Genomic DNA, 25765 nt, shown 5'->3' with positions numbered 1-25765 from the left:
TTCAAAACCTTGCAGGTGTAACTCTTTATGGTTTTATAAAAAGAAAAATAATGAAGAAAATTAGAACTAGAATACTTTTATTAACCTTTTTTACGATTTGCAATTCTATTGTTTTTGGACAAGAAAAAAACAGTAGAAACGATTGGGAAAACCCTGAAGTATTTCAGATAAATAGGGAGCCAGCGCGTGCATCATTCCTGCCTTATGCAGATGAAGCATCGGCAATAAAAGATATTTATACTAGTTCGCCTTGGTATTTTTCGTTAAACGGAAATTGGAAATTTTCCTGGGCACCAACACCAGATGAGCGCCCGAAAGATTTTTATAAAGCAGATTTTAATACCATAAACTGGAAAGAGATTTCAGTGCCTTCAAATTGGGAACTTAAAGGATACGGAATTCCAATTTATACCAATATTACATACCCTTTTGAAAGAAATCCTCCTTTTATAAACCATTCTGATAATCCGGTTGGATCTTATAAAAGAGATTTTATTTTGCCGGAAAACTGGAAAAACAGACATGTATTTCTTCATTTTGAAGCAGGAACTTCAGCCATGTATATTTGGGTTAATGGAGAAAAAGTTGGCTACACCGAAAACACAAAAAGTCCCGCCGAATTTGATATTTCGAAATATTTAAAACCAGGAAAAAACAACGTGGCTGTTGAAGTTTATAGATGGAGCGACGGTTCTTATCTTGAAGATCAGGATTTTTGGAGACTTTCGGGTATTGATCGAAATGTTTATTTGTACAGTACAGATCACATTCGGATTTCCGATTTTTTTGCAAAACCAGATTTAGATACCAATTATAAAAATGGAAGTCTAAATGTTGATGTCAGTTTGAAAAACTTGACTTCAATAGCTGTAAACAATCAGAAATTGGAAGCTAAATTAATTGATGTTTCAGGAACAACTGTTTTTGCTAAAGAGTTAAAAGTAAATTTCGAAGGAAATAAAATTCAGACAATCAATTTCTCCCAAGATGTATCAAATCCAAAATTATGGAGCTCTGAAGCACCTAATTTGTACAATTTGGTTCTTACTCTAAAAAATGAAAAAGGAAATGTAGTAGAATCTGTTTCTACTGAAATTGGTTTCAGAAAAGTAGAACTCAAAAACGGGCAATTGCTTGTAAACGGTGTCCGAATCATGTTTCATGGTGTGAATATTCATGAAACAAATCCTATCACAGGACATTATCAGGATGAAGCCACGATGATGAAAGACATCAAATTGATGAAGCAATTCAATATCAATGCAGTTCGCCTTAGTCATTATCCGAACAATGTTTTATGGATGAAACTTTGCAACAAATATGGATTGTATCTAGTTGATGAAGCCAATATCGAAAGCCACGGAATGGGGGTCGAGGGACAACCTCTTATTTGGATGAATCCAAAAACTAATCCAGGTCATCTTCGGGAATGGTACAATGCTCACATGGACAGAATTTATAGTTTGGTCGAAAGGGATAAAAATGCACCCTCAGTGATCATTTGGTCTTTAGGAAATGAAAGTGCAAACGGGCAAGTTTTTCATGATGCTTATAAATGGATAAAAAACAGAGACAAAACCCGATTGGTTCAGTTTGAACAGGCAAAAGAAAATGAAAATACAGATGTCGTTTGTCCGATGTATCCAAAGATTGAATACATGAAAGAATATGCTTCGCGCAAAGAAGTTACACGACCTTTCATCATGTGTGAGTATTCTCATGCAATGGGAAACAGTAACGGAAATTTTCAGGAATATTGGGATATTATTCGTGGAAGTAAAAACATGCAAGGCGGATTCATTTGGGATTGGGTTGATCAGGGATTTGAAGCGAAAGACGAAGTTGGCCGAAAATACTGGGCTTACGGAGGTGATTTAGGAAGCCAAAATTATACGAATGATGAAAATGACTGTAATAACGGATTGCTTTTACCTGACAGAACACCAAATCCGGCGGCATTTGAAGTAAAAAAAGTATATCAGGATATTTTATTTCATGCTGTTGATGTTAAAAACGGAGTAATTAAAATAACAAACGATTTTGGGTTTACAAATTTGAGCAGTTACAACTTTAATTACCAAGTTTTAGAAAATGGAAAAGTTATAAAAGAAGGTCAGATTGAGGTTGATTTAAATCCGAAATCTGAAAAAGAGTTTAAAATTGATTTGCCAAAAATAACGTCTAAACCTGGTTTTGAATATTTATTGAATGTTTTTGCAAATACTAAAACAGGTTCTGAATTAATGCCTCAAAATTTTGAAATAGCAAGAGAACAATTTGTTATCGAAGACGGAGATTACTTTACACAAGCAGTTCAAAGGAATTCATCTTCAAGTATAAAAGAAGAAAAAACAGAATTTGTTTTAAATGCTGCAAATGTTGTAGTTAAGATTAGTAAAACAACAGGACTGATTACATATTACAGCTCAAAAGGCGAAGAATACTTTAAACAATATCCTGAACCTAATTTTTGGAGAGCGCCGACAGATAATGATTTTGGAAATAAGATGCCTATAAAATCAAATGTTTGGCGAACTGCTGGCAATAATTATACTTTAGAATCAATTCAGCAAACAGAGGAAAACGGAAAAAATTATGTTGTAGCCAAGTTGAAACTTAATGACGTTTCTTCAGATTATACCATTAAATATTCTTTAAATAATGATGGCGCTTTAGAAATACTTCCATCTTTCAAAAGAGGGAATAATCCAGTACCAGAAATGCCTCGTTTCGGAATGATTTTTTCTTTAAAAAGTGATTTCGAAAATCTTGATTATTACGGAAGAGGCCCGTGGGAAAATTATCCCGATCGAAAAGATTCGGCATTAAAAGGAATTTATCAAAGTAAAGTTGCTGATCAGTATGTGTCCTATACACGTCCGCAGGAAAACGGATATAAAACTGATGTTCGCTGGTTTAAACTTTCAGATAAATATGGCAACGGACTAGAAATAAAAGGATTGCAGTCTTTAGGAATGAGTACACTGAATAATTATCCGAGTGATTTTGATCCGGGTTTGACAAAAAAGAATCAGCACATCAGTGACATCACACCAAGAAAAGAAATTGTAGTATGTGCCGATTTGACTCAACGAGGTTTAGGAGGAGATACAAGTTGGGGAGCATATCCGCATGAGCAATATTTATTGAAAGAAAGCGAATACAGCTACGGTTTTGTAATAAAACCAATTAAATAATAATAAAGTAAAAAAATAGTCGAGGCTTAGGTCATCGACAGGAAATAAGCATTTAAAGAAGTAACGTATGACTAATAATATCACAAATGGAAGATTAACTTCTTTAGATGCGTTAAGAGGGTTCGTGATGTTTTGGATTATGAGCGGTGAACATATCATTCATGCTTTGGCGAAAGCCGCTCCAATTCCGATTTTTGTCTGGATGTCGTCGCAATTACATCATACAGAGTGGGATGGGATTACATTTTATGATATGATATTCCCTGTATTTCTATTCGTAGCCGGAGTTTCAATGCCGTTCTCGTTCGAAAAGAAAATGAAAGTCGCAGGTGTGACATCTCCAATGGAATTGCCGTCAAGCGAAAAAAGAAAAATATATCTGTCTATGTTAAAACGGACTTGTATTTTATTGATTTTAGGATTTGTGGTCAATGGAATATTGCGTTTTGACGGATTTGATAAAACCCGTTTTGCAAGCGTTTTAGGACGCATAGGACTTGCATGGTTTTTTGCAGGCCTAATTTTTCTGAATTTTGATTTAAAAAAGCAAATATACTGGTTCATAGGTATTTTGATTGGTTATTTTTTAGCAATGAAGCTGATACCAGTTCCAGGTTTTGGAGCTGGTATTTTAACCAAAGAAGGTTCTTTAGAAGGATACATTGACCGACTTTTTTTACCAGGACGACTACATAGTCAGGTATATGATCCAGAAGGTTTATTCTCAACTATACCAGCCATTGCAACAGCTTTGCTTGGAATGTTTTTGGGAACATTTTTGAAATCTAAAAATGATTTTTCGATAAGTCAAAAAATACTGATGATGATCGCCTCAGCAATTATTTTGATTGTTTTAGGACTTTTATGGGATTATAGTTTTCCAATTAATAAGCATTTGTGGTCTAGTTCCTTTGTGTGTTTTGTTGGTGGATTCAGTATTTTGTTTTTTACTTTTTTTTACCTCACAATTGATGTTTTAGGTTTTTATAAATGGGCATTTCCTTTACTATTAATTGGCTCAAATTCGATTTTGATTTATATGGCATCAGAAGGATTGGTAAACTTTAAACATACTGCAGATTATGTATTTGGAGGACTTATCAAATTTTCTTCAATTGATTGGCAGCCAGTTTTTACAACTATGTCTGTCACATTTATACAGCTCGCCTTGCTTTATTTTCTGTATAAAAGAAAGTGGTTTGTAAAGGTCTAAAAAATGATTAAAATAAATTTTATCATTTGATCAAAATAAAGCTTTACTATACTAACCAACAATAACCACCAAATTATGAATACCTTACAAAACGCAGATTACATCGTTTTTCTCATTTATTTTCTCATCGTTGCGTCCTACGGAGTATATATTTATAGAAGCAAGAAAAATGCAGCGACAAGTTCTAATGATTATTTTTTAGCCGAGGGATCACTTACATGGTGGGCGATTGGAGCATCTTTAATTGCTTCTAATATTTCGGCAGAACATTTTATAGGTATGAGCGGATCAGGTTTTGCGCTTGGTCTAGCAATTTCTTCTTATGAATGGATGTCGGCTGCAACATTAATTATCGTTGCCGTTTTTATTCTGCCGGTATATCTTAAAAACAAGATATTTACAATGCCACAATTTTTAGCAAAAAGATACAATGACACCGTAAGTACAATTATGGCTGTAATTTGGTTATTGATATATGTATTCGTAAATCTTACATCTATTATTTATTTGGGAGCTTTGGCAATTTCGTCAATTGCGCCACTAAGCTTCGAATTTTGTATTATAGCATTGAGTTTGTTTTCTGTTATCGTAACTTTAGGAGGAATGAAAGTAATTGGATATACCGATATGTTTCAGGTTATAGTTTTGATATTGGGTGGATTAGTGACAACTTATTTGGCGTTGACTTTGCTTTCAGAACAATTTGGATTTGGAAAAGACATACTTAAAGGATTGGCCATTATAAAAGAAGAAGCGCCGGGTCATTTAAAAATGATATTTGATAAATCAAATCCGCATTATGCTGAATTGCCTGGAACTTCAGTAATCATTGGAGGAATGCTTATTAATAATTTGGCTTATTGGGGCTGTAATCAATACATTGTGCAAAGAGCATTGGGTGCTGATTTAAAAACGGCCCGAAAAGGAATTTTATTTGCAGCATTCCTGAAATTATTAGTTCCGGTTATTGCGGTTTTGCCGGGTATTGCCATGTATGTAATGCATCAAAACGGAATGTTTCAGCATGAAATGCTTGATGCAACAGGAGTTTTAAAACCAGATCGTGCGTATCCAACCTTAATGAATTTATTGCCTCCGGGATTAAAAGGAATAGCCTTGGCGGCTTTAACTGCAGCAATTGTGGCTTCCTTGGCAGGAAAGGCCAATAGTATTTCGACTATTTTTTCATTAGATATTTATAGAAAATACTTTAACAAAACGGCTTCTGAAAAAAAATTGGTACGAATTGGGAGAATCTCTGTAGTGGTCTGTATGTTTATCGCAGCTCTTGTTGCACCAGCTTTAAAAACATTAGATCAAGCTTATCAATTTATTCAGGAATATGTAGGTTTCTTTTCGCCAGGTGTTCTTGCCGTATTCTTATTAGGAATGTTTTGGAAAAGAACAACTGCTACAGCCGGACTTGCAGGTGCATTGCTGACAGTGCCAATTGCGGCAGTCTTGAAATTTTTACCATTATGGACAAATGGCTCTTTTCCAAATTATCCATTTTTAGATAGAATGAGCATCACATTTATTGCAATAGTTTTGATTATGATAGCGATTAGTGTTTTAAAACCAGAGGAGGAACAGGAGCATGAAATGCATAAAATTGTGGTCGATAAATCGATGTTCAAAGTAACTTCAGAGTTTATCATTGGATCATTTATTATTTGCGGAATTTTAATCGCATTGTATACTGTTTTTTGGTAAACAGTTTTATGAGATTTCGGTTTTATAAAAGTAAAAAAACATAAAAATGACTAATAAAAGATTTTTAAAGAAAAGTTCTGCCATATTGCTTTTTCTATTGTGTTATAACATTGGGATTTACGCAAAAGGTAAAGATTACTTAGTTACGGCTTTTGGTGCTGTAGCTGATGGTAAAACATTAAATACAACGGCAATTCAAAAAGCAATTGATGCTGCGTATAAAAATAAGGGAGGAAGAGTTGTTTTTTCAAAAGGAAAATTTCTATCAGGAAGTATTGTATTAAAAGACAACGTCGAATTATTTTTTGAAGAAGAAGCCATTCTTTTAGGAAGTATAAATCCAAACGATTATCCTAAATATGAAGGAATAAGAGCATTGGTTCTGGCTTATAATTCAAAAAATATTGCAATAACTGGAAAAGGAATTATTGACGGTCAAGGGAGGGAATTGGCATTGGCAGTAGATAGTTTACATCATTTTGGAATAAAAATCGATCCCAATTATAATTACAGAAGAATGCGTCCTGCAGATGGTAGAGGAAAATTGGTTTCTTTCGTAAAATGTGATTCCATAAAAATGACTGACATTACATTGAAAAACAGTTCAGGATGGGTGCAATGTTTTGAACAATCTAAAAATATTATTGTCGATCGCATAAAAGTCAACAGCCGAGCCTACTGGAATAATGACGGAATTGACATCAATGGTTGCGAAAATGTAAGCGTAACCAATTGCGATGTAAACGCAGCTGATGACGGTATTTGTTTAAAATCAGATTCTCCAGGTCTGCAAAATAGTAACATTTATATCGCAAATTGTACCGTTAGATCAAGTGCCAGTGCGGTTAAATTTGGAACAGGTTCTTACGGAAGTTTCAAAAATGTTACTATCGATAATATTCAGGTTTACGACACTTTCAGATCGGCAATTGCAATTGAATCTGTAGATGGCGCCGAAATTGAAAATATTAAAGTATCAAATATAACAGCTGTAAATACTGGAAATGCCATTTTAATTCGCTTAGGTCATCGAAATGGGGAAAAGCCAGGTTATATCAAAAATGTTTCTATTAAAAATGTTAAAGCTCAAATTCCGTTTGGTCGTCCTGATATTGATTATGATTTGCGCGGACCAGAAGTTGATTATTTTCACAATCCTTTTCCTGCTTCAATTGCCGGAATTCCTGGATATTCTATTGAAAATGTAGTTTTAGAAAATATTGAAATTACTTATCCCGGAAGAGCTTCAAAAGGAATGGCTTATTTGCCTTTGAGCAGATTAAAAGATGTTCTTGAAAATGAGAAAGGATATCCTGAGTTTACTATGTTTGGAGAATTGCCTTCGTTTGGATTTTACGTTCGTCATGTCAAAGGAATTGAAATGAAGAATATAAAAGTAACTCACGAAAAGGAGGATTTTCGTCCGGCATTTGTTTTTGATGATGTAAAAGGATTGAAAATGGAAAAAATTGATGTTCCTTCAGATAAAACAAATCAGATTATTTTTAAAGATGTTTTGTCAAGCAATCTTGATGCAGAAGCTTTAAAAAGAAAAAGTGAACCTGCTCAAAATACTTATGTATTGCCAGCAAGGTAAATTCAAGAGAATTAGATTTATAAATAAAAAAGAAATGATAAAGAAATCAATAATTACTGCAATTGTTTTTTGTGTTTCACTGACTGCTATCGCACAAAAAGTGTATGATGTGAAAAAATACGGAGCCAAGGGAGACGGTAAAACCAACGACGCTGCAGCGATTCAAAAAGCAATAGATGCTTGTAGTTTAACAGGCGGACAAGTATTAATTCCTGCTCCGTTTACATTTTTAGCAGGACCTTTTAATGTAAAATCAAATGTAGAGTTGCATATTGAAGGAGGTGCAAAAATTTTAGCAAGTCCAGATGAAAAATTATATACAGAAAGCGCTTTTCGAGATAATAAAGGAGAAGGCACAATTTGGATTGGCGGCAAAAATATTGAGAATTTTACCATCAGCGGAAGCGGAAAAATTGACGGAAACGGAATTTCTTTTATGGGAGAAGAACTGGCAGATTCTTATGTTTTGAAACCGTTTAATATTCTCGATCCACGACCACATGTTCTGACTTTAATTGGAGGAAAAAATATCAGAATTAAAGACGTTCATATTGGAAATTCGGCATATTGGACCGTTCATCTTGTTGGTTGTAATGATGTCGTAATTAGTGGGATTACTTTGCTGAACAGTTTAAAAGTCCGCAATAGTGACGGGATTGACATTGATCATTCAAAAAATGTTCGCATAAGTGATTGTTATATCGAAAGCGGTGATGACTGCATTTGCCTTAAAAACAGAAGAGAATTTGAAGAATTTGGAGCGTGTGAAAATATAACTGTGACAAATTGTACGATGACCAGCAGTAGTTGTGCTATCAAAATTGGTTCAGAAAATATGGATGCAATCAGACAAGTGGTTTTTAATAATTGCATTATTAAAAACAGCAATCGTGGAGTAGGAATTCAAAATAGAGATGAAGGAACAGTAAGTGATGTAATTTTCTCTAACATAATTATTGAAGGCCGTTTGACTACAGACACTTGGTGGGGAAAAGCAGAACCCATTTATGTGACAGCCTACAGCCGTGCCAGTGGCAATCACAAAGATGCAAACTGGCGATTTCCGAAAGGAGCAACTGAAGGAAAAGTGGGAACAATAAGCAATATTTATTTTACCAATATTCAATGTACTGGTGAAAATGGCGTTTATGTCAGCGGAGAAACTAAAGATAAAATCAAAAATATTGTTTTTGAAGGAGTTAATGTATCAATTGATAAAACTTCAAATTTTCCTGGAGGAATCTATGATCGTCGTCCTTCAAAAGTTGATGGTTTTATAAAAGGAAGTACTTCAGGATTTTATTTTGATACGGCAGAAAATATAAAAGTTCAAAATTGCTCTGTGACTTGGGGAAACAATAAGCCGGATTATTTTAAATATGCTGTAGAAAGCAAAAACGTAGCGATTTTAAAAGTCACTAATCTAGACGGAGAATCGGCTTTTCCTGAGAAATATGAAGCAGTGAAAAAACAATAATTTTTTTGAAAGAAATTAAAAAGCAGTACATTTCAACATAAAATCTACGCGATGAAAACAAACAGCATTACAAAAATTATCTTAGGAACTTTATTATTTAGTGGTATTTACGGACATGCCCAAAAAACAACTTTAGAAGTTGATGTTACTAAAACCATCACTAAAATTAAGCCTACGATGTTCGGTTTGTTTTTTGAAGATATCAATTTTGCCGCAGATGGAGGTTTGTACGCCGAAATGATTAAAAACAGATCTTTCGAGTTTGATAAACCTTTGATGGGATGGGAACAGCCTAATACCAAAAGATCTTCTTTGAACATGAATTCTGGTGTTGCAACGCCTATTAAAGCGTTGGAAAATAAAAATAATACTAATTTTTGCCGAATTCTTGTAAATGATCCAAAAGGATATGAAATCATTAATGAAGGTTTTCGCGGAATGGGTGTAAAAAAAGATGCAAAATATTATCTTTCTCTAAAAGCGGCGAATCATAATGGTGCGATCAAAAAAATAATTATTCAGTTTATTGATAAAGATAAAAAGGTTATCGGTGAAACGAGTATTGTACCAACATCTGATGAATGGAAAAATTATTCGGCGCAATTTATAGCAACTCAAACGGAAGCAAAAGCAAAATTAAAAATAACTTTTGAAGGAACTGGAACGATTGATTTAGACATGATTTCAGTATTTCCTGAAGATACTTGGAAAAACAGAAAAAATGGTTTGCGAAAAGATATTGTACAACTTTTATATGACATGAAACCGGGATTTTTACGTTTTCCTGGAGGGTGTATTGTTGAAGGGAGAACCTTGGCTGATCGCTATCAATGGAAGAAATCGGTTGGAGAAGTAGAGAACAGAAGAACCATGATCAATCGCTGGAATGTGGAATTCAGCCACAAACAAACACCAGATTATTTTCAAAGCTTCGGACTTGGTTTCTTTGAATATTTTCAGCTTTCAGAAGATATTGGAGCAACACCTTTGCCAATTTTAAGCTGTGGAATGGCCTGTCAGTACAATACAGGAGAATTAGCTCCAATAGAAGAATTAGATCCTTATGTGCAAGATGCTTTAGATTTAATCGAATTTGCAAATGGTTCAGTGAATACCGTTTGGGGTAAATTACGCTCGGATATGGGACACCCGCAACCATTTAATTTAAAGTTTATTGGAGTAGGAAATGAGCAATGGGGACCCGCCTATATTGAAAGATTTGTAGTTTTTGAAAAAGCAATTAAAGCAAAATATCCAAATATTACAATTGTTTCCGGCAGCGGGCCATCGCCAAATGGAGAGTTTTTTGATTTTGGAATGCAGGAACTTAATAAACTAAATGCAGAACTCATCGATGAACATTATTATGAAAGCCCAAAATGGTTTAGAGAAAATGCATCTCGTTACGATAAATACGACCGAAAAGGGCCTAAAATATTTGCTGGGGAATATGCCGCTCAAAGTGTCTCAGGTGCCAATCCGAATAATAGAAATAATTGGGAATGCGCGTTTTCTGAAGCTGCTTTTATGACTGGACTAGAGCGAAATGCTGAAGTGGTAAATATGACTTCTTATGCACCGTTAATGGCGCACGAAGAAGCCTGGCAATGGACACCGGATATGATTTGGTTCAATAATTTAACAGCATTTGGTTCTGCTAATTATTACGTGCAGCAATTGTTCTCAACTAATAAAGGAACTGATTTATTGGCAATCACAAAAAACGGAAAAGCAGTAATAGGCGAAAACGATTTATACGCATCGGCAGTAAAAGATGTTGATAAGAAAGAAGTAATTATAAAATTGGTAAATACTTCAGCTGAGGCGCAAGAAGTTGAAATTGATTTGAAAAATGCAAAATTAGCTTCAAAAGGTTCAGTAATTACGATGACAAGTCCGAATTTACAGGATGAAAATACATTTGGAGAACCTAAGAAAATAAGTCCAAAAGAAACAGAATATAAATTGAAAGGCAAGAAAGCAGTACTAAACCTACAACCTTTTTCTGTAACAGTTTTGAAATTAAAAATGGTTAATTAAAGTAATTTTGATTGTATTGGTTTTTCTATTAAGTTTATAATTAGATTGTTATAGGTTAATTTGCTAGTTAAACTCTTTAAAGTTTAAAAGAAAATAATCCTAAAAATGATAAATAATTTAATAAACTTGACAATGAAAAAACTGTTATTATTTATTTTTTTCGCCGGTATTTTTGGAAGTTCGGCACAAAATTCTGTTTTAATTAAGAAGCTAGATGGGAGTACTATTTCTTCCGATAGTCTGACCAAAAAAATAGAAAAATTGATGAAAAACGGCGACGTCAAAGGTTTGGGCGTTGCCGTTTTTAATTCAAAAAAGCCTGTTTACATTAAAACTTTTGGTTATAGCGATATCGAAAGTAAAAAGCAGTTAGAATTACAGACCAATTTGTATGGAGCATCACTGAGTAAAGCTGTTTTTGCCGTGTTGGTTCTAAAACTAGTCGAAGAAGGAGTTTTAGATTTGGATAAACCGCTTCAAAGTTATCTTCCAAAACCAATTTATGAGTACGAACATAAGGTTTGGCATGAAGACTATAAAGATTTGAAAGACAACCCTCAGTATACAAAAATAACAGCCAGAATGTGTCTCGATCATACAGCCGGATTTCCAAATTGGCGCTGGTTTGAATCTGATGAAAAGCTGCGAGTAAAATTTGAACCTGGAACTCGATACAGTTATTCAGGAGAAGGTTTGACGTATCTTCAGGTTGTAATTGAAAAAATTACTGGAAAACCTTTAGAAGAATTAGCTCAGGAAAAAATATTCAAACCTCTTGGTATGGCTTCTTCCAGTTATAAATGGCAACCGCAATTTGAAAAAGATTTTGCGTACGGATATGATACAGAAGGTAAAAAACAGGAAAAAGATAAAGACAATGCACCCAGAGGAGCAGGAACGCTGGAAACCACTTTTGAAGATTATAGCAAGTTTATTACAGCAGTTTTGAACAAAAAGATTCTGAAAGCAAAATCGTATAAAGAGATGTTCAGTCCACAGATTCGTATTCACTCTAAAAACCAATTTGGTCCCGGAGCTTTGGAAGATGAAAACTGGAATGACGGAATTGAACTTTCATACGGATTAGGTTGGGGAATTCTTAAATCACCCTATGGCGTTGGGGCTTTCAAAGAAGGACAGGGCTCTGGTTTTCAAAATTATAGTATTGTATATCCTGAAAAAGGTATTGGAATGCTGATAATGTCTAACAGCTACAGTACAAGTGGCATAATTAAATATTTACTCGAAACAGGTATTGCAGATACTTACACACCATGGGAATGGGATCAATACATTCCGTATGATGCTAAATAGCCATTCCAATTTTAATTTTCTACGGATTAATTTTGGACGTTTAAACAAAGTGCATTCGGACGTTTGAACAAAATTGAGACAGTGAATCACCAATACCTTTGTTCCATTAAGAATAATTAAAAATTTTCTAACAATGGAACAAAACAATTATCAGGGATTAATGCAAAAATCAGTTAATTCTGGATTTAATGCTGCATCAACAGCAAATGATGTAATAAAAGGCATTGACCTTACGGGAAAAATCGCAATCGTAACAGGTGGAAACACAGGAATTGGATTAGAAACAGTAAAAGTGCTGGCAGGTGCAGGTGCAACGGTTATCGTTGCGGCGAGAGATGTTGAAAAAGCTAACAGAAATTTGGCAGGGATTGCAAACACAGAAGTGGAAGCAATGGATTTAACTGAACCAAAATCTATTGACGCATTTGCCGAAAAATTTTTGGATTCAGACAGACCGCTTCATTTGCTGATTAACAATGCAGGTATAATGTGGGTACCGCTCCGCAGAACAAGCAATGGTATCGAATCTCAATTGGCTACTAATTATTTGGCTCAATTTCAGCTTACTGCAAGATTATGGCCGGCTTTAAAAAAGGCTAATGGTGCTAGAGTAGTAAATGTATCTTCTCAAGGACATCAGTTTGGGGATTTTAATTTTGATGATCCCAATTTTTTTAACCGTGACTATGAAACATTACAAGCCTATGGTCAGTCAAAAACAGCGAGTAATTTATTTGCCTTAGAATTAGATCAAAGAGCAAAAGAACATAAAGTGAGAGCCTATTCATTGCATCCAGGTTCTATTGGAGGAACCGAATTAGCCCGAGAAGCACCACTGGAATTATTCATCAAAATGGGGCTTTGTGATGCAGAAGGCAATATAAAGCCAGAAATTGCAGCGTCTCTTAAAACAATACCTCAAGGCGCTGCAACAACAGTTTGGTGCGCTGTGAGTCCAAAATTGAATGATATTGGAGGCGTTTATTGTGAAGATTCAGAAATTGCGTCCATTGCTAGTGGAGATACTATTGAAAAAGGTATTAAATTGTATTCATTAGATCAGGCGAATGCCAGCCGATTATGGAATTTTAGCGAAGAAATCACAGGCATTAAATTCAATATTAAGTAAACAAAATCAACACTGCTTTTTTATTTTTTAATATCTTTAGAAGAATAAAGATTAAAAGATAAAAGCAGTGTTTTTTTATCAGAAAGAAATACAATGAATTACGAAGCAAAATACATCACCGAAGACATAAAACTTTCCCGATATGAAGATGCATTTTTCAAATCAGATATTATGTTTGAGCATCATATGTTGATATGGTTTATTTCGGGTGAAACGAAAATAGTACAGGCCGATGCTACTTATGTTTTTAAAAAAGGAGATATTTTTTTGATACCAAGAAATCAACTGGCAACGATTATCAATTATCCTAAAGATGGGCAGCCACATAAAACGGTTGTAATGCATTTATCGGTACAAAAATTGCGTGAATTTTATGCTAAATTGGATTTAAAACCAAAACCATTAGAATCACAAAAAATATACAGTTTCAATAATCATCCTTTGCTGGAAAGTTGTCTGGCTTCATTAATTCCGTATTTTGATATGGAAGAACTTCCTGAGGATATTGCTTCTCTGAAAATTACAGAAGCCATTACAATTCTCAGAACAATTGATAAAGATATTGACAATGTGCTGGCAAATTTTGAAGAGCCAGGTAAAATTGATTTGGCAGGATATATGGAGAAGAATTTTATGTTCAATCTTCCTTTGGAAAAATTCAGTTATTTGACGGGTAGAAGTCTAACTACATTTAAACGAGATTTTAGTAAAACATTTGATACTACTCCACAACGTTGGCTTACAAAGAAAAGATTAGAATTGGCACATTATCAATTTGCTGAAAAAAGAAAGAAACCAATTGACGTTTGTTACGAAACTGGTTTTGAAAATCTTTCACATTTTTCGGCTGCATTTAAAAAGAGATTTGGTTATGCGCCAACAGATTTATTGAATAAAGTAAATACTAACAATTAGTAAACAGAAATAAAGATGCCTTGGAATCCTGAAATATATAATAAATTCAAAGATATTCGGTTTAAGCCATTTGTTGATCTAATGGAACTTATAAAGCCGATAGATTCTGGAAAAGCAATTGATTTAGGTTGTGGAACAGGGGAGCAGTCTATTTTTTTAGCCGAAAAATTCAAACAGATTGATTTTCTTGGCGTCGATTCTTCAGTAGAAATGCTGGCAAAATCAAAGGAATATGTGACAGATAATCTTCATTTTGAACAATCTACGAACGAAGGAATTGCGAATTCAGATAAAAAATGGGATTTGATTTTTAGTAATGCAGCTTTGCAATGGTCTGACAATCATGAAGAATTGTTTTCAAAACTGATTAATTTACTTAATTCAGGTGGACAGTTTGCTGTACAAATGCCGGTTCAAAATGAAAATAGGCTGAATCAAATTCTGCATCAGCTTGTAAGTGAAGAACCGTTTAAAAGCTATCTTAAAGACTGGAAAAGAGATTCTCCTGTTTTAAGCATGGATGAATATGCTCAAATATTATTTGATGGCGAACTTGAGGATATTCAGATTATGACAAAAGTATACCCAATAATTGCTCAAGATCACGATGCACTTTTTGACTTTATTTCTGGTTCAGCGTTGATTCCGTATATGGAATTGCTGCAAGAAGATCAAAAGAAGCTTTTTGTCACCGAATATAAAAAGAGAATTGCAGAGAATTTCCCTAAACTTCCCGCTATTTATGCCTTTAAAAGAATTTTTCTTTATGGAATTAAAGCTTAAAAACACTAAAAAAGAACAAGGTGATTTTAACTAAATGCCTTATCCAGTTTTTTGTGAGATAATTTTTTAGAAGGTTTTTTCTTTGCTTTTTTCTTCTTTTTAAGCCAAATAATAAATCCTGTAATTGGTAAACTTGCAGCAATTAAACTAGCAAAAAAAGCAATGATTTTGCCAAATAATCCAAAGAATCGTCCCGTGTGAACTTCATAATTTGATGCTTCTATAATATCAGCAGCATTAAAATCTTTGTACAATTTGTAACGAAGCATTTGCCCGGTTTTGGCATCAAAGAAAAACGTATTTTGATTTCGTGACCATTTGTATGGATAAGTCATTCTTAATCTTACATCTTTGTCTTTTTTTATTGAAAACGTTGCGGTATTTGCACCTGGATATTTCTGATTTATTCTTTTGTAAATTCGGTCATAACGTACGGCTAAAGATTCTTTCGTAATTGTGTTTTCCGATTTTACTTTTATTCCTTCAGTAAGTTCCGTTCCTGTTACAAAAGCAGCTGCATTTTTAACTTCTTTAAAAGCGAAAAATAAACCCGTAAATGCAATTACAATAAGGAAAAATGAAGCGTAAAAGCCTAAAACATTATGCAAATCATAATTCACTCTTTTAAAAGTGCCTTTCCATTTGACGGTTAGAGATTGTTTTAAAGATCTGATTTGCTGTGGAAACCATAAAATCAATCCTGTTAAAAGCATTAATGTAAAAATAACCACAGACCATCTTTGTATAAAACCTCCCGTTTCGCCTAAAAGTAATTCTGTATGAAGCTTTCTAACAACGGTAAGCCAATCTTGTTTATCACTGCTAATTAAACTGGCATCATATGGATTAAAATAAAAAGCTTTCTTTTTTGTCGAAAGTTCTACAGCTGCATTTGGAGTTTGCTGATTTATTTTGATTGAAGTAATCTTTTGTTTCGGAACTTCTTTCTGAAAATTAGTTACGATTTTTTCTAATCCCACAAAAGGTTTTTCCTGAATTGGAACATACAATTTTTCGTCTTTCGAAAAGTCTCTTATTTCTTCTTCAAAAACATAAATACAGCCTGTTATACTTATTATGAAAACAATAATTCCGGTGGCAAGTCCAAGCCATAAATGAACTTGACGAGCTATATTTTTAATCTGTTTTAGACTCGGAACTGAAATCATAATTGAAATATATTTATTGAGAATTGTGGGCTGTGCGCGCAAATATAACTGTATTTTAGAAACAGTCCAAATAATAATTATCGCTTTTCATGGATTTAATTTAGTGTTTTTACTACGCTTATTTTTAATGATTTTTTTCTGAAAAAATAACGTTTTACAGTTGATAGATTGAAATAAATATTGTTCATTTGCGCCATATTTAGAATAAGTATAAATAAGAATAGTATGAAAGTATCTTTACATTTAATTTCCTCTTTTATAAAATCTTCCAGTTTAAAAATATCAGGTTTAGTAAGCAACTCAACAGTTTTATTAATTGCTTTGTTTTTTAGTTTTGGATTTACTCAAGCTCAAACGGGACAAATCTCAGGAAGTGTAATTACAAATGAAGGAAATGCTGGTCAGGGCGTTTTGGTAAAATTGGTTGAAATCAATAAAACTGCGGTTACAAATTCTGCAGGTAATTATGAATTTAAAAAAGTTCCTTTTGGAAAATATACGTTAGAAGTTACAATGTCTGGCTATGAATCTTCACTTGAAACGGCTGAGCTTACAGAACAAATTCCAACTATTTCAGTTGATATAAAAGTAAATTCATCAATCGAAAATTTAGATGATGTTGTGATCCGAACAGGAGGAAACCGATTTGCAAAAAAAGAAAGTTTTGATGTTGCCAAAATGCCTTTGAAAAACATTGAAAACTCTCAGGTTTACATCGTAGTAAGCAAGGAATTAATGAAAGAGCAAGTAGTAACAGATTACAACAGCGCTTTTAAAAACGTTCCGGGAGCAGGTATTGCAGAGGTTAGAAATCAGGGACGCACCACTTCAATGTCTCGTGGCTTTCCTACTCCACAAGTAGTTAGAAACGGTGTTGGAAGTTTTACGTATACTACAATTGATCCTTCAAATTTAGAGCGCATCGAAGTAATTAAAGGACCTTCAGCAACACTTTTCGGAAGTACTTTATCATCATTTGGAGGCTTGTTTAATCGTGTTACTAAAAAACCTTTTGACACTTTCAAAGGTGAAGTTTCCTATTCGGCAGCCAGCTGGGACTTAAACCGATTGACTTTTGATGTAAATACACCAATTAATCAGGATAAAACAGCTTTGTTGAGAATCAATACGGCGCTTCATAGTGAAAGAAGTTTTCAGGACGCTGGTTTTAACAGAAACTTCTCAATTGCGCCAAGTTTTTCATATAAAATCAATGACAGATTAGATCTTTTAATTGATATTGAATTTAGTATGTACAAAGCAACTTCGCCAACCCGACTTGCTCCTTTTGTGGTTGCTAATACGCAAAGCAGCATTGAGGCACTTGATATACCTTATAAATTATCTTTTGCTAATAATACGATCAATTATACGAGTCAGCAATACAATGTTTTTACACAGTTAAAATATAAAATGTCTGATGAATGGACTTCTCAAACTATATTGTCAAGAACAAGATCATCGTCTGATGGTTATGTAGTGGCTTTGCAAATGAGATCGCCTACAACATTAAGACAACAGGTAACGTATCAGGAATCACCATTTTATGGAACTGATATTCAACAAAATTTTATAGGAGTATTTAATATTGGAAAGCTTAAAAACAGAGTAGTAGCAGGTTTGGATTTTTACAGTTTGCGCGCTACGAGAAATGATGCGATAGTGAATATGCCGGCAATGGATTATAAGAAGCCTGGTGCGGCTTATGATAACTTTAATATCCAAAAAGTGGAACCAATGTTTGCCAATGCTACTTTTACAAATTTTGTATCTAACGATGAAGATACTTACAGCGCTTATGTTTCTGATGTTTTAAATGTGACGGAGAAATTATTAGTAATGGGTGGCGTTCGTATTGACAAATATGAGAATCATGGTACTTACTATCCTAGTAAAGATTCTATTGCTGGAAATTATAATCAGACAGCTGTATCTCCAAAATTTGGAGTGGTTTACCAACTTGTAAAAGATAAAGTGGCGGCTTTTGGTAATTATATGAATGGTTTCAGCAATGTTTCTGGTTCTGATTTCAATGGTAATACTTTTAAACCAAATCAAGCGAATCAATGGGAAGGTGGTTTTAAATTTGATCTTCCTAAAATATCGGCAACACTTAGTTATTATGATATTGCTGTGACCAACATAACACGTGATGATCCGGATCATATTAACTATTCGATTCAGGATGGAACTCAGGTTAGCAAAGGTTTTGAGGCAGAATTGATTGCCAATCCAATTTCGGGATTAAATATTGTCGCTGGTTATACTTATAATGACAGTAAATATGAAAAGAGTAATGCAAGTGTTCAAGGTTTACGACCAAGTACCGCAGGATCGCCAAGAACAGCAAATTTATGGGCTAGTTATAGGATTGTCACAGGACGTGCGCAAGGTTTAGGAATTGGTTTTGGTGGAATTTACGGAAGTGAATATTATCAGACTAATACAACAACTTTCAAATTTACGATTCCGGCTTACACCGTTTTGGATGCTTCTCTTTTTTACGATCAGCCAAAATATAGAATTGGTTTGAAGGTTGACAATTTAACAAATGAAAAATATTGGTCATACCGACTTGCTGCTCAAAACCCAACACGTGTAACAGCAAATGTGACTTTTAAATTCTAATTTTTATTTCGAAAAAAGAATTTTACAGTATAGAAAAGGGATGATTTCAGTTATTTGAAATCATCCCTTTTTTATTGATTTACTTTTTTAATCACTCAAAATTTTTCCTTAAGTCGATTATGGTTTGGTTTGGAGCATCCAGATTTACAAAACCTCTGCGTGGTCGGTCTAAATCAAGTGTGAACAATACAACCAATGAAACTAGCAAACAAAAACCAATTTGTATCAGCCAATCGATTCTGCCATTGCGTCCTTCTGAATAACCACCATAAAATGCTGTTATAACTGATAGAAAAAATAACATTATTAAAATACTTTGCGGAACTTTTGCTTTTTCTCCGGAAAGGCGGGTAGTAGTTACATCAATCATCGTGTTTAAGGCAGGAATCATTTGTTGCGTTGCAGCAAGATTATTTGGATCTTTGGAAAGATCTGTTGCTCTTTTCCACAGTTTTGCTGAAATTACTTGAGATAAACTATCGGCTTTTAAAATTCCTTTTATATTTGGTCCTGTTTCATAATAGGAAATTCGGACTTCAACATAATCTTTAAAATCTTTTCGGAACAAAGCTCTTGTTGAATCGGGATATAAATCACTTCGCAGTATAGCTGTACCAATATCATTTGCTTCTTCCACAACAACTTGTCTTCGTGAATTGTATCGGTCACTGCTCATGCCAAAAGTGAAGGCCAATAAGAAAAAAAGCAGTGCAACAAGTGTTGAAGTTTCAGTAGATTTCTCTGTGGGAGGTCTTTTATTCCGAATATAGTTTCCTATTTTTATTCCAATAAAACTCGAAATAATCATTAAAATAAAAAGCAAAAGTGCAATTACTCCAGCATCCGTCTGGTTTAGTGTATTTGTTTCCATATAATTGATTTAATATTATGTTTTTGAACATTTTATCTTTAAGTCAATATAAAGGTATTGTTTTATTTTGCTTTAAAAAAAAGTCTCCGAGTTTCCACTGAAAAGAAACTCGGAGACAAAATAAAAAATAAACACAATCTTTTTAGAATAAATATCTAACTCCAAATTGTCCTTGGAATCGTGAGGCCAACTGATCAACAGTATATGGCGCTGATGTAGGTTTTTGGAAAGTATAAGTTGGATCTCCTGTAGCAACTCCGCCAAGATTTCCTGATTTTGTTAAACCAATGCTTGCTGTTGAATTGTAAGTATTTGGAACGAAATAACTTCTTCCCCAATCTTTATTGATTAAGTTTCCAACGTTTGCCATGCTGAATGAAATTTGAAAAGTTCCAACTTTAGTAACTTTAATTTCATCCATTAATTTCAAATCGGCTTGAATGTTCCATGGTGTTGTATCACCATTTCTTTGTGTAAAAGTACCTCTTCTTGACTTTAGGTAATCATTTCCATTAATGAAAGCTTCATAATCAGCAACTTGTTGAGCAGCTGTTGCCGATGGAACACCAGTCGAACTTACTCCAATATATTTTGCAGCTTCTGCAACATCTTTAAAGATATACGCTAAACCGGCAGCTTGTCCTGTTCCTGCAATGGTTGAGTTAACAAATCCCCAAGAAAATGGATTTCCTGATTGTGCGTTAAAATAAACATTTGCAGAAAACGTATTATTATCAGCAACTTTTACCGCGTAGCCTACATTAGAAACAATTCTATGTTTAATGTTAAAGTTAGAGGTTGCTAATTGTGGATCATTTGGTGTCAAAGACTGATTCATTTGGAAGTTACTTTCCATTGAGTTACGAATACCATTTGTAACATCACGAGAATCTCCGTAGGTGTAAGCTGCCATGAAATTAAAACCAAAATCGTAAGTTTTAGAAATCATTTCAGTAATACTGTAACGGTATCCTTTATTTGTATTTGATAGCAAATAAGCATTTGAGAAAGCTGAATTTATGTTTGCTGCATAAATTGGCATTTCATGTTTTGTGTCATAAGAAAAATAAGTAGGATTATCTGTTTTATTAACTTGTTGAAATTCTAAATCACGGATAACTTTTGTGTAAATTCCTTCTACAGTAAATTTATATCCATTAATAGTTTTGTCAAAGGCTAATGAATTTCTTAAAACAGCAGGCATCTTAAATTTATTGTCAACTAAATCGGCTTGTACTTTTGGAACAGCATCATGGTATCCGTTTAATCCTCCGTTTGCAAGTGGGTCTCCAGCGGCTGCAACCTGAGCCGGAGTAAGATTGTTTTTGTCGTAGCTTCCATATCCTACGCCATCATTATAATAAGCATAACCTAACCAGGCAAAAGGAATTCTTCCTGTAAATACTCCAGATCCACCTCGTATTACAAACGTTTTGTCTTCGTCTACGTTATAAGTAAATCCAAATCTTGGAGAAACAAGTGCTGTGCTGAAAAAGTTGTTTTTAATTTGGCTTAAAGGCGTGTAGGTATAAGTTGTACCATAATTTGGATCAGCAGGAGAATTTTGTACTTGCGGACTTAATTTTGGTTTATTTGGAATGTCTGTATAATCAACACGAACACCAGGAGTAACCTTAAGTTTATTTCCGATTCTGATTTCATCCTGCGCATAAACACTATAAAGATTTACTTTGAATTTTGCATAAGGATCATTAAAAATTTCATCTCTTGTAGAACCGTCAAACGGATAAGTACCGCGAACACGAGTAGGAAGCTTATTGAAAAAATCAGCAAGTGATTTATAAGAAACTCTTCCATTAAGTGAATTTACAAAACCGTAGTTAATGTCGTAAAACTCATTGTGAGTACCAAACAATAAAGTATGATTACCTGTTTTAAAAGTAAGGTTATCAGTAATTTCTGCAGTATTCTGTTTCATATTAAATACAGTAGCTTCACGATCATTTCCTAAGAATATTGTTCCTCCGTTGTAACCAATTTCTGTTTGGGGGAACATAATATTGCTTGATTTTGGATCACGATAATCTTTAATGGCTGAATAACTCGCAATAAACGAATTTGACCATTGGTTGTTAAAATGACTTTTAAGTTCTAAAACCGTACTAATTGATTGGTTTTTTTGCGTAAAATCCATGCTTGAAAATCTGAAATTTGCAGCATCACGTTCCAAGTTTGTTGCCTGAGAAACTACTGTATTATTTCGTAATGAAATAGAATGTTTGTCGTTTATTTTCCAATCTAATTTGTTGAAATACTTTCTGCTCATTGCAAAATTGTTGTAAGATCCATAAGTTCCTGGATCAAATCCGTAGTTTGTTTTTACAAAACTTGAAATTTGTTCTGCTGTTGCATTATCTATTAATGATGTAACTTTTCCGTTTGCATCAGTTTGACCTGCATTATAAAACAAAGGATCTGTTCTTTCAGCATATTCCATATTAGTGAAGAAGAATAGTTTATCTTTAATAATAGGTAAACCTAATCTGAATCCAATTTGGTAATCATCAAAAGAACCAGGCATTTTAGAACCATCTCCAGCGTTGTTTGGACCGGTAATAGCGGCACTTCTGCCATAGCTGTAAATAGATCCGCTTACAGTATTTGTTCCGCTTCTAGTGACAGCATTGACGCTTCCTCCAAGAAAATTTCCTAATTTGATATCATACGGAGCAATATACACCTGAATATCCTGAATTGCGTCAAGACTTATTGAATTCGAGCGAGTACTGCTTCCTGGCATTCCAGAAGTACCAGACTGACCACCTAAAGAAGGGCTGAAACCAATTGCATCATTATTGATAGAACCATCAATAGTTACGTTATTGTATCTAAAATTTGTTCCCGCGAAAGAGTTATTTGAGCTTTGTGGTACTAGTTTAGTAACATCCTGAATTCCTCTGTTAATTAATGGAAGGCCGTTAACTTGTTTTTCACTAATATTTGTACCATTATTTTTAGAAGATGGTTTAGAGCTGGTAATAACAACTTCTTCCAATACATTTTCTTCTTTGCTTAGTACAATAGCCGGCAAATCATTTTCGCCTAATGATAACTGAATTTGTGCATTTGAATATTCTTTCGATTCTTTACCTTTAACGATAAGCTCATAAGGGCCACCGGCATTTAAATTTTCAAAACTGAATCGGCCTTGTTTATCCGTTTTAGCTCTATAAACTGCATTAGTTGGTAAATGTGTCAATGTCACTTCAGCATCAATAACGGGACTTGTTCCGTCATTAACTTTTGCTGTTAAAGATGAAGTCGTAATCTGAGCAAAAATACTTCCAAAAGTCAGAAGCATCAATGCCGAAAAAAAGAGTTTTAGTTTTGTCATGTTATTTTGTTTTTATTTTTGACAAAGAAACTCTCTTTACTTCGTTTCGATTTAAGGCTTTTGTTAACCTAAAATCAAAAAAATAGTCGATGTTAATTTAAGATGATTTGTACGTTATTTAATAAATAAACCAATAAAGCTTTAAAATCAATACTTTGTGTAAAACGCCGAAAATATTGGGATTAGAGTTAGATATAAACAACATTAGAGATAGATTAGAGTGTTATGAAAATGTTACCGATTGAAGAAATGAGCATTTTGCAATTTGAAAAAATCTATTTTTTTAATAAAAATGATTTAAGGAAATAATAGAGAAAAACGGGTACCTTTTTCAAGTTCCGAATCTAATGTAAGGCTAATGTCGTGACGTTTAAGAATCTGCATAGTTATAAAAAGCCCTAATCCCTGACCTTTAATATGTCGCGTACGATCGCTTCTAAAAAAGAGATCAAAAACAGATTCTTTATCTTTTTCTGCAATTCCAGAACCTTGGTCAACAATTTCCAAGAGTAGCTTTCCATTTTTTTCAAATGCAAATACATTAACTTGAGAAGGAAAAGAAAATTTTATTGCATTATCTATAATATTGTGCAATGCAATAAACAGCATATGTTTGTTGGCATTAACTGAAAGTAAATCTTCATTTTCAACAATTGATTCAAAGTTTACAGAAACTTTAGATTCAGGATATTCTATAGCCTTCTTTTCCAGTATATTCCATAAAATTTCATCAATTCTGACAGTTTCCATTTGTTCTGGTTCTGAAACCTGCAATCCGGATAAAATAAGCAGTTCGTCTAATATTGATTTAAGTTGAAAAGTATCTTTTCTCAGTGATTGCAATACTTCTTCATATTGCTCATTAGTCCTTGGCTGTTGCAAGGAAACATCAATATCTCCAATAATAATAGTAAGTGGCGTTTTTAGTTCATGCGATGCATTTTTAAGAAAATTATTCTGTATCGTAACACCGCTTTCTAGCCTTTCCAAGAGATAATTAAAAGTTGTGATTAGTTCTTTAATTTCATCTTTACCGCTTACAGTTGGCATTTCGAGTCTGGAATGAAGATTTTCGGTCGTAATCGTATTTACTTTTGCAATAACATCTTCAAAAGGTCTGAAAGTCTGTCTTGCCAAAAATCTGGCTAATAGGAAATTAAGAGGTATTCCTAACAAATAGCAAAGAATAAACATTAAACCCAGTACATCTAATTGTCGGTCTCCTACAGTATCAACTCCAGATACGACAATAATAAAATCACCTTGATTGTCTTTATAAAACAAACCTGTAAATTGTCTGTTTTCTTTTGTAAAATGCAATACTCCCTTTTTAGAAATTGCTTTTAATTCGTTATTGCTTAATTGGATATCAATACCATCTCGCAAATATAATTCCTGCGTTTTAGCATTGTAAATTCTGATGGTTTGATTGGTTATTTTTTTATACTGAATTTCAATTCTTTGATACCGGGAACTATCAATCTTAGTAATTTCGTCTTTTTCAAAATAAAAGAAAGCAGTTATAAGTGCACTGTCTTCTAGTCTTTCATAATAAAGATCCTGTCTGTGAGTTTTAAAAAGTACAAATGATCCTGCCAGAACCAGTCCAACTGTAAAAGCAAATAGCAGTGTAGAATTTACCGATAATTTGGTTTTAAGATTCATTGACCTTTTTTTTAAGCATATAGCCAGTTCCTTTTATAGTATGTATAAGTGGAATAGGGAAGTTCTTATCCAGTTTATTTCTTAAATAATTGATGTAAACATCAACGGTGTTAGAGTTCATATCGAGATCAATACTCCAGACAGCCTCGGCAATTGCGATTCTGGATAAAGCTCTTTCACGATTTTTCATGAAAAAAATCAAAAGTTTCAGTTCTCTTGAAGATAAGTTAAGTTCTTTTCCATCTCTGGAAGCACTTTGTTCTTTCATATTGATTTCAATTCCGGCATACGATTGAAAATCTAAAATCCCGTTACTGAATTCGGAGCGGCGAAGCTGTGCATTTATTCTAGCTAAAAGTTCTTCAAACAAAAATGGTTTTGCAAGATAATCATCAGCACCCGCCTGAAGACCTTTTACTTTTTCATGTGGAGTATCTAATGCGCTCAAAATAAGTATTGGAACAATTATTTTTCGGCTTCTTAAAATTTCACAAACTTCAAAACCCGTAATATCGGGTAGCATAATATCTAAAATGATAATATCATAACTATTATCCATCACTTCATTAATAGCATCAAAACCTCGGGTAATATTTTTTACCTGATAGAGTTGTTCTTCAAGTCCTCGTATAATAAAAGAGGCAACTCTTGGGTCGTCTTCAACTAATAATACTTTATTCATAGGGATTTGAAATAAAT

Annotated in this window: 16 protein-coding genes; 11 read left to right on the top strand and 5 right to left on the bottom strand. The window is 33.7% G+C overall.

Going from position 1 to position 25765, the window contains the following annotated elements; all coding sequences use genetic code 11:
* Positions 1-50: 50 nt before the first annotated feature.
* From FN795_RS01455 to FN795_RS01410, 10 genes are all read left to right on the top strand, one after another.
* Entirely contained in the window at positions 51-3197 is a 3147-nt protein-coding gene (locus FN795_RS01455; RefSeq protein WP_142448956.1) for a glycoside hydrolase family 2 TIM barrel-domain containing protein, read from the top strand.
* Positions 3198-3264: 67 nt separating this feature from the next.
* Positions 3265-4410 carry an acyltransferase family protein gene (locus FN795_RS01450; protein ID WP_142448954.1) on the top strand — a complete coding sequence of 382 codons (1146 nt, stop codon included), beginning with the start codon at positions 3265-3267 and terminating at the stop codon, positions 4408-4410.
* A gap of 75 nt (positions 4411-4485) precedes the next feature.
* Positions 4486-6123 carry a sodium:solute symporter family transporter gene (locus FN795_RS01445; RefSeq protein WP_142448952.1) on the top strand — a complete coding sequence of 546 codons (1638 nt, stop codon included), beginning with the start codon at positions 4486-4488 and terminating at the stop codon, positions 6121-6123.
* 46 nt (positions 6124-6169) lie between these two features.
* A complete protein-coding gene (locus tag FN795_RS01440) occupies positions 6170-7720 on the top strand; it encodes a glycoside hydrolase family 28 protein (protein WP_142448949.1) in 1551 nt (516 codons plus the stop codon).
* Positions 7721-7754: 34 nt separating this feature from the next.
* Positions 7755-9197, top strand: coding sequence for a glycoside hydrolase family 28 protein (locus tag FN795_RS01435; RefSeq protein WP_142448947.1), 1443 nt, complete (start codon positions 7755-7757; stop codon positions 9195-9197).
* Between the two features lie 51 nt (positions 9198-9248).
* Positions 9249-11237, top strand: a complete 1989-nt coding sequence (locus FN795_RS01430) for an alpha-L-arabinofuranosidase C-terminal domain-containing protein (protein WP_142448945.1) — start codon at positions 9249-9251, stop codon at positions 11235-11237.
* Positions 11238-11369: 132 nt separating this feature from the next.
* Entirely contained in the window at positions 11370-12551 is a 1182-nt protein-coding gene (locus FN795_RS01425) for a serine hydrolase domain-containing protein (RefSeq protein ID WP_142448943.1), read from the top strand.
* Between the two features lie 133 nt (positions 12552-12684).
* Positions 12685-13680, top strand: coding sequence for an SDR family NAD(P)-dependent oxidoreductase (locus FN795_RS01420; RefSeq protein WP_142448941.1), 996 nt, complete (start codon positions 12685-12687; stop codon positions 13678-13680).
* Positions 13681-13773: 93 nt separating this feature from the next.
* Positions 13774-14595 (top strand): AraC family transcriptional regulator, encoded by an 822-nt coding sequence (locus tag FN795_RS01415; protein WP_142448940.1) that lies wholly within the window; start codon positions 13774-13776, stop codon positions 14593-14595.
* A 15-nt stretch (positions 14596-14610) separates the two neighbouring features.
* Positions 14611-15378 carry a methyltransferase domain-containing protein gene (locus FN795_RS01410; RefSeq protein ID WP_142448938.1) on the top strand — a complete coding sequence of 256 codons (768 nt, stop codon included), beginning with the start codon at positions 14611-14613 and terminating at the stop codon, positions 15376-15378.
* A gap of 26 nt (positions 15379-15404) precedes the next feature.
* On the opposite strand, the gene FN795_RS01405 is transcribed toward FN795_RS01410, so the two are convergent.
* Entirely contained in the window at positions 15405-16547 is a 1143-nt protein-coding gene (locus tag FN795_RS01405; protein ID WP_142449833.1) for a PepSY-associated TM helix domain-containing protein, read from the bottom strand.
* Between the two features lie 225 nt (positions 16548-16772).
* Between FN795_RS01405 and FN795_RS01400 the strand changes: the two genes are divergently transcribed.
* Positions 16773-19175, top strand: coding sequence for a TonB-dependent receptor (locus tag FN795_RS01400; RefSeq protein WP_142448936.1), 2403 nt, complete (start codon positions 16773-16775; stop codon positions 19173-19175).
* Positions 19176-19266: 91 nt separating this feature from the next.
* Here FN795_RS01400 and FN795_RS01395 read toward each other — a convergent pair whose 3' ends face one another.
* The 4 genes from FN795_RS01395 to FN795_RS01380 all read right to left on the bottom strand — a co-directional run bounded on the left by FN795_RS01395 (position 19267) and on the right by FN795_RS01380 (position 25748).
* On the bottom strand, positions 19267-20046 hold the full coding sequence (locus FN795_RS01395; RefSeq protein ID WP_142448934.1) for a bestrophin-like domain: 780 nt from the start codon (positions 20044-20046) through the stop codon (positions 19267-19269).
* A 142-nt stretch (positions 20047-20188) separates the two neighbouring features.
* Positions 20189-23401, bottom strand: a complete 3213-nt coding sequence (locus FN795_RS01390) for a TonB-dependent receptor (protein WP_142448932.1) — start codon at positions 23399-23401, stop codon at positions 20189-20191.
* Between the two features lie 297 nt (positions 23402-23698).
* Positions 23699-25066, bottom strand: coding sequence for an ATP-binding protein (locus FN795_RS01385; protein ID WP_142448931.1), 1368 nt, complete (start codon positions 25064-25066; stop codon positions 23699-23701).
* Entirely contained in the window at positions 25056-25748 is a 693-nt protein-coding gene (locus FN795_RS01380; protein ID WP_142448929.1) for a response regulator transcription factor, read from the bottom strand. The genes FN795_RS01385 and FN795_RS01380 overlap by 11 nt, the downstream gene beginning before the upstream one ends.
* Positions 25749-25765: the final 17 nt, after the last annotated feature.

This window comes from Flavobacterium resistens, from assembly GCF_900182645.1.
Lineage (GTDB): Bacteria > Bacteroidota > Bacteroidia > Flavobacteriales > Flavobacteriaceae > Flavobacterium > Flavobacterium resistens.
Note: the sequence above shows the minus strand (reverse complement) of the source record. Positions and strands in the feature narration are given on the sequence as shown.

Excerpts from the sequence above, each read along its gene's own strand:
- FN795_RS01395 (WP_142448934.1), bottom strand. The coding sequence starts at position 20,046 with ATGGAAACAAATACACTAAACCAGACGGATGCTGGAGTAATTGCACTT.
- FN795_RS01435 (WP_142448947.1), top strand. The coding sequence starts at position 7,755 with ATGATAAAGAAATCAATAATTACTGCAATTGTTTTTTGTGTTTCACTG.
- FN795_RS01425 (WP_142448943.1), top strand. The coding sequence starts at position 11,370 with ATGAAAAAACTGTTATTATTTATTTTTTTCGCCGGTATTTTTGGAAGT.
- FN795_RS01410 (WP_142448938.1), top strand. The coding sequence starts at position 14,611 with ATGCCTTGGAATCCTGAAATATATAATAAATTCAAAGATATTCGGTTT.
- FN795_RS01405 (WP_142449833.1), bottom strand. The coding sequence starts at position 16,547 with ATGATTTCAGTTCCGAGTCTAAAACAGATTAAAAATATAGCTCGTCAA.
- FN795_RS01390 (WP_142448932.1), bottom strand. The coding sequence starts at position 23,401 with ATGACAAAACTAAAACTCTTTTTTTCGGCATTGATGCTTCTGACTTTT.
- FN795_RS01400 (WP_142448936.1), top strand. The coding sequence starts at position 16,773 with ATGAAAGTATCTTTACATTTAATTTCCTCTTTTATAAAATCTTCCAGT.
- FN795_RS01380 (WP_142448929.1), bottom strand. The coding sequence starts at position 25,748 with ATGAATAAAGTATTATTAGTTGAAGACGACCCAAGAGTTGCCTCTTTT.
- FN795_RS01420 (WP_142448941.1), top strand. The coding sequence starts at position 12,685 with ATGGAACAAAACAATTATCAGGGATTAATGCAAAAATCAGTTAATTCT.
- FN795_RS01430 (WP_142448945.1), top strand. The coding sequence starts at position 9,249 with ATGAAAACAAACAGCATTACAAAAATTATCTTAGGAACTTTATTATTT.
- FN795_RS01445 (WP_142448952.1), top strand. The coding sequence starts at position 4,486 with ATGAATACCTTACAAAACGCAGATTACATCGTTTTTCTCATTTATTTT.
- FN795_RS01455 (WP_142448956.1), top strand. The coding sequence starts at position 51 with ATGAAGAAAATTAGAACTAGAATACTTTTATTAACCTTTTTTACGATT.
- FN795_RS01415 (WP_142448940.1), top strand. The coding sequence starts at position 13,774 with ATGAATTACGAAGCAAAATACATCACCGAAGACATAAAACTTTCCCGA.
- FN795_RS01440 (WP_142448949.1), top strand. The coding sequence starts at position 6,170 with ATGACTAATAAAAGATTTTTAAAGAAAAGTTCTGCCATATTGCTTTTT.
- FN795_RS01450 (WP_142448954.1), top strand. The coding sequence starts at position 3,265 with ATGACTAATAATATCACAAATGGAAGATTAACTTCTTTAGATGCGTTA.
- FN795_RS01385 (WP_142448931.1), bottom strand. The coding sequence starts at position 25,066 with ATGAATCTTAAAACCAAATTATCGGTAAATTCTACACTGCTATTTGCT.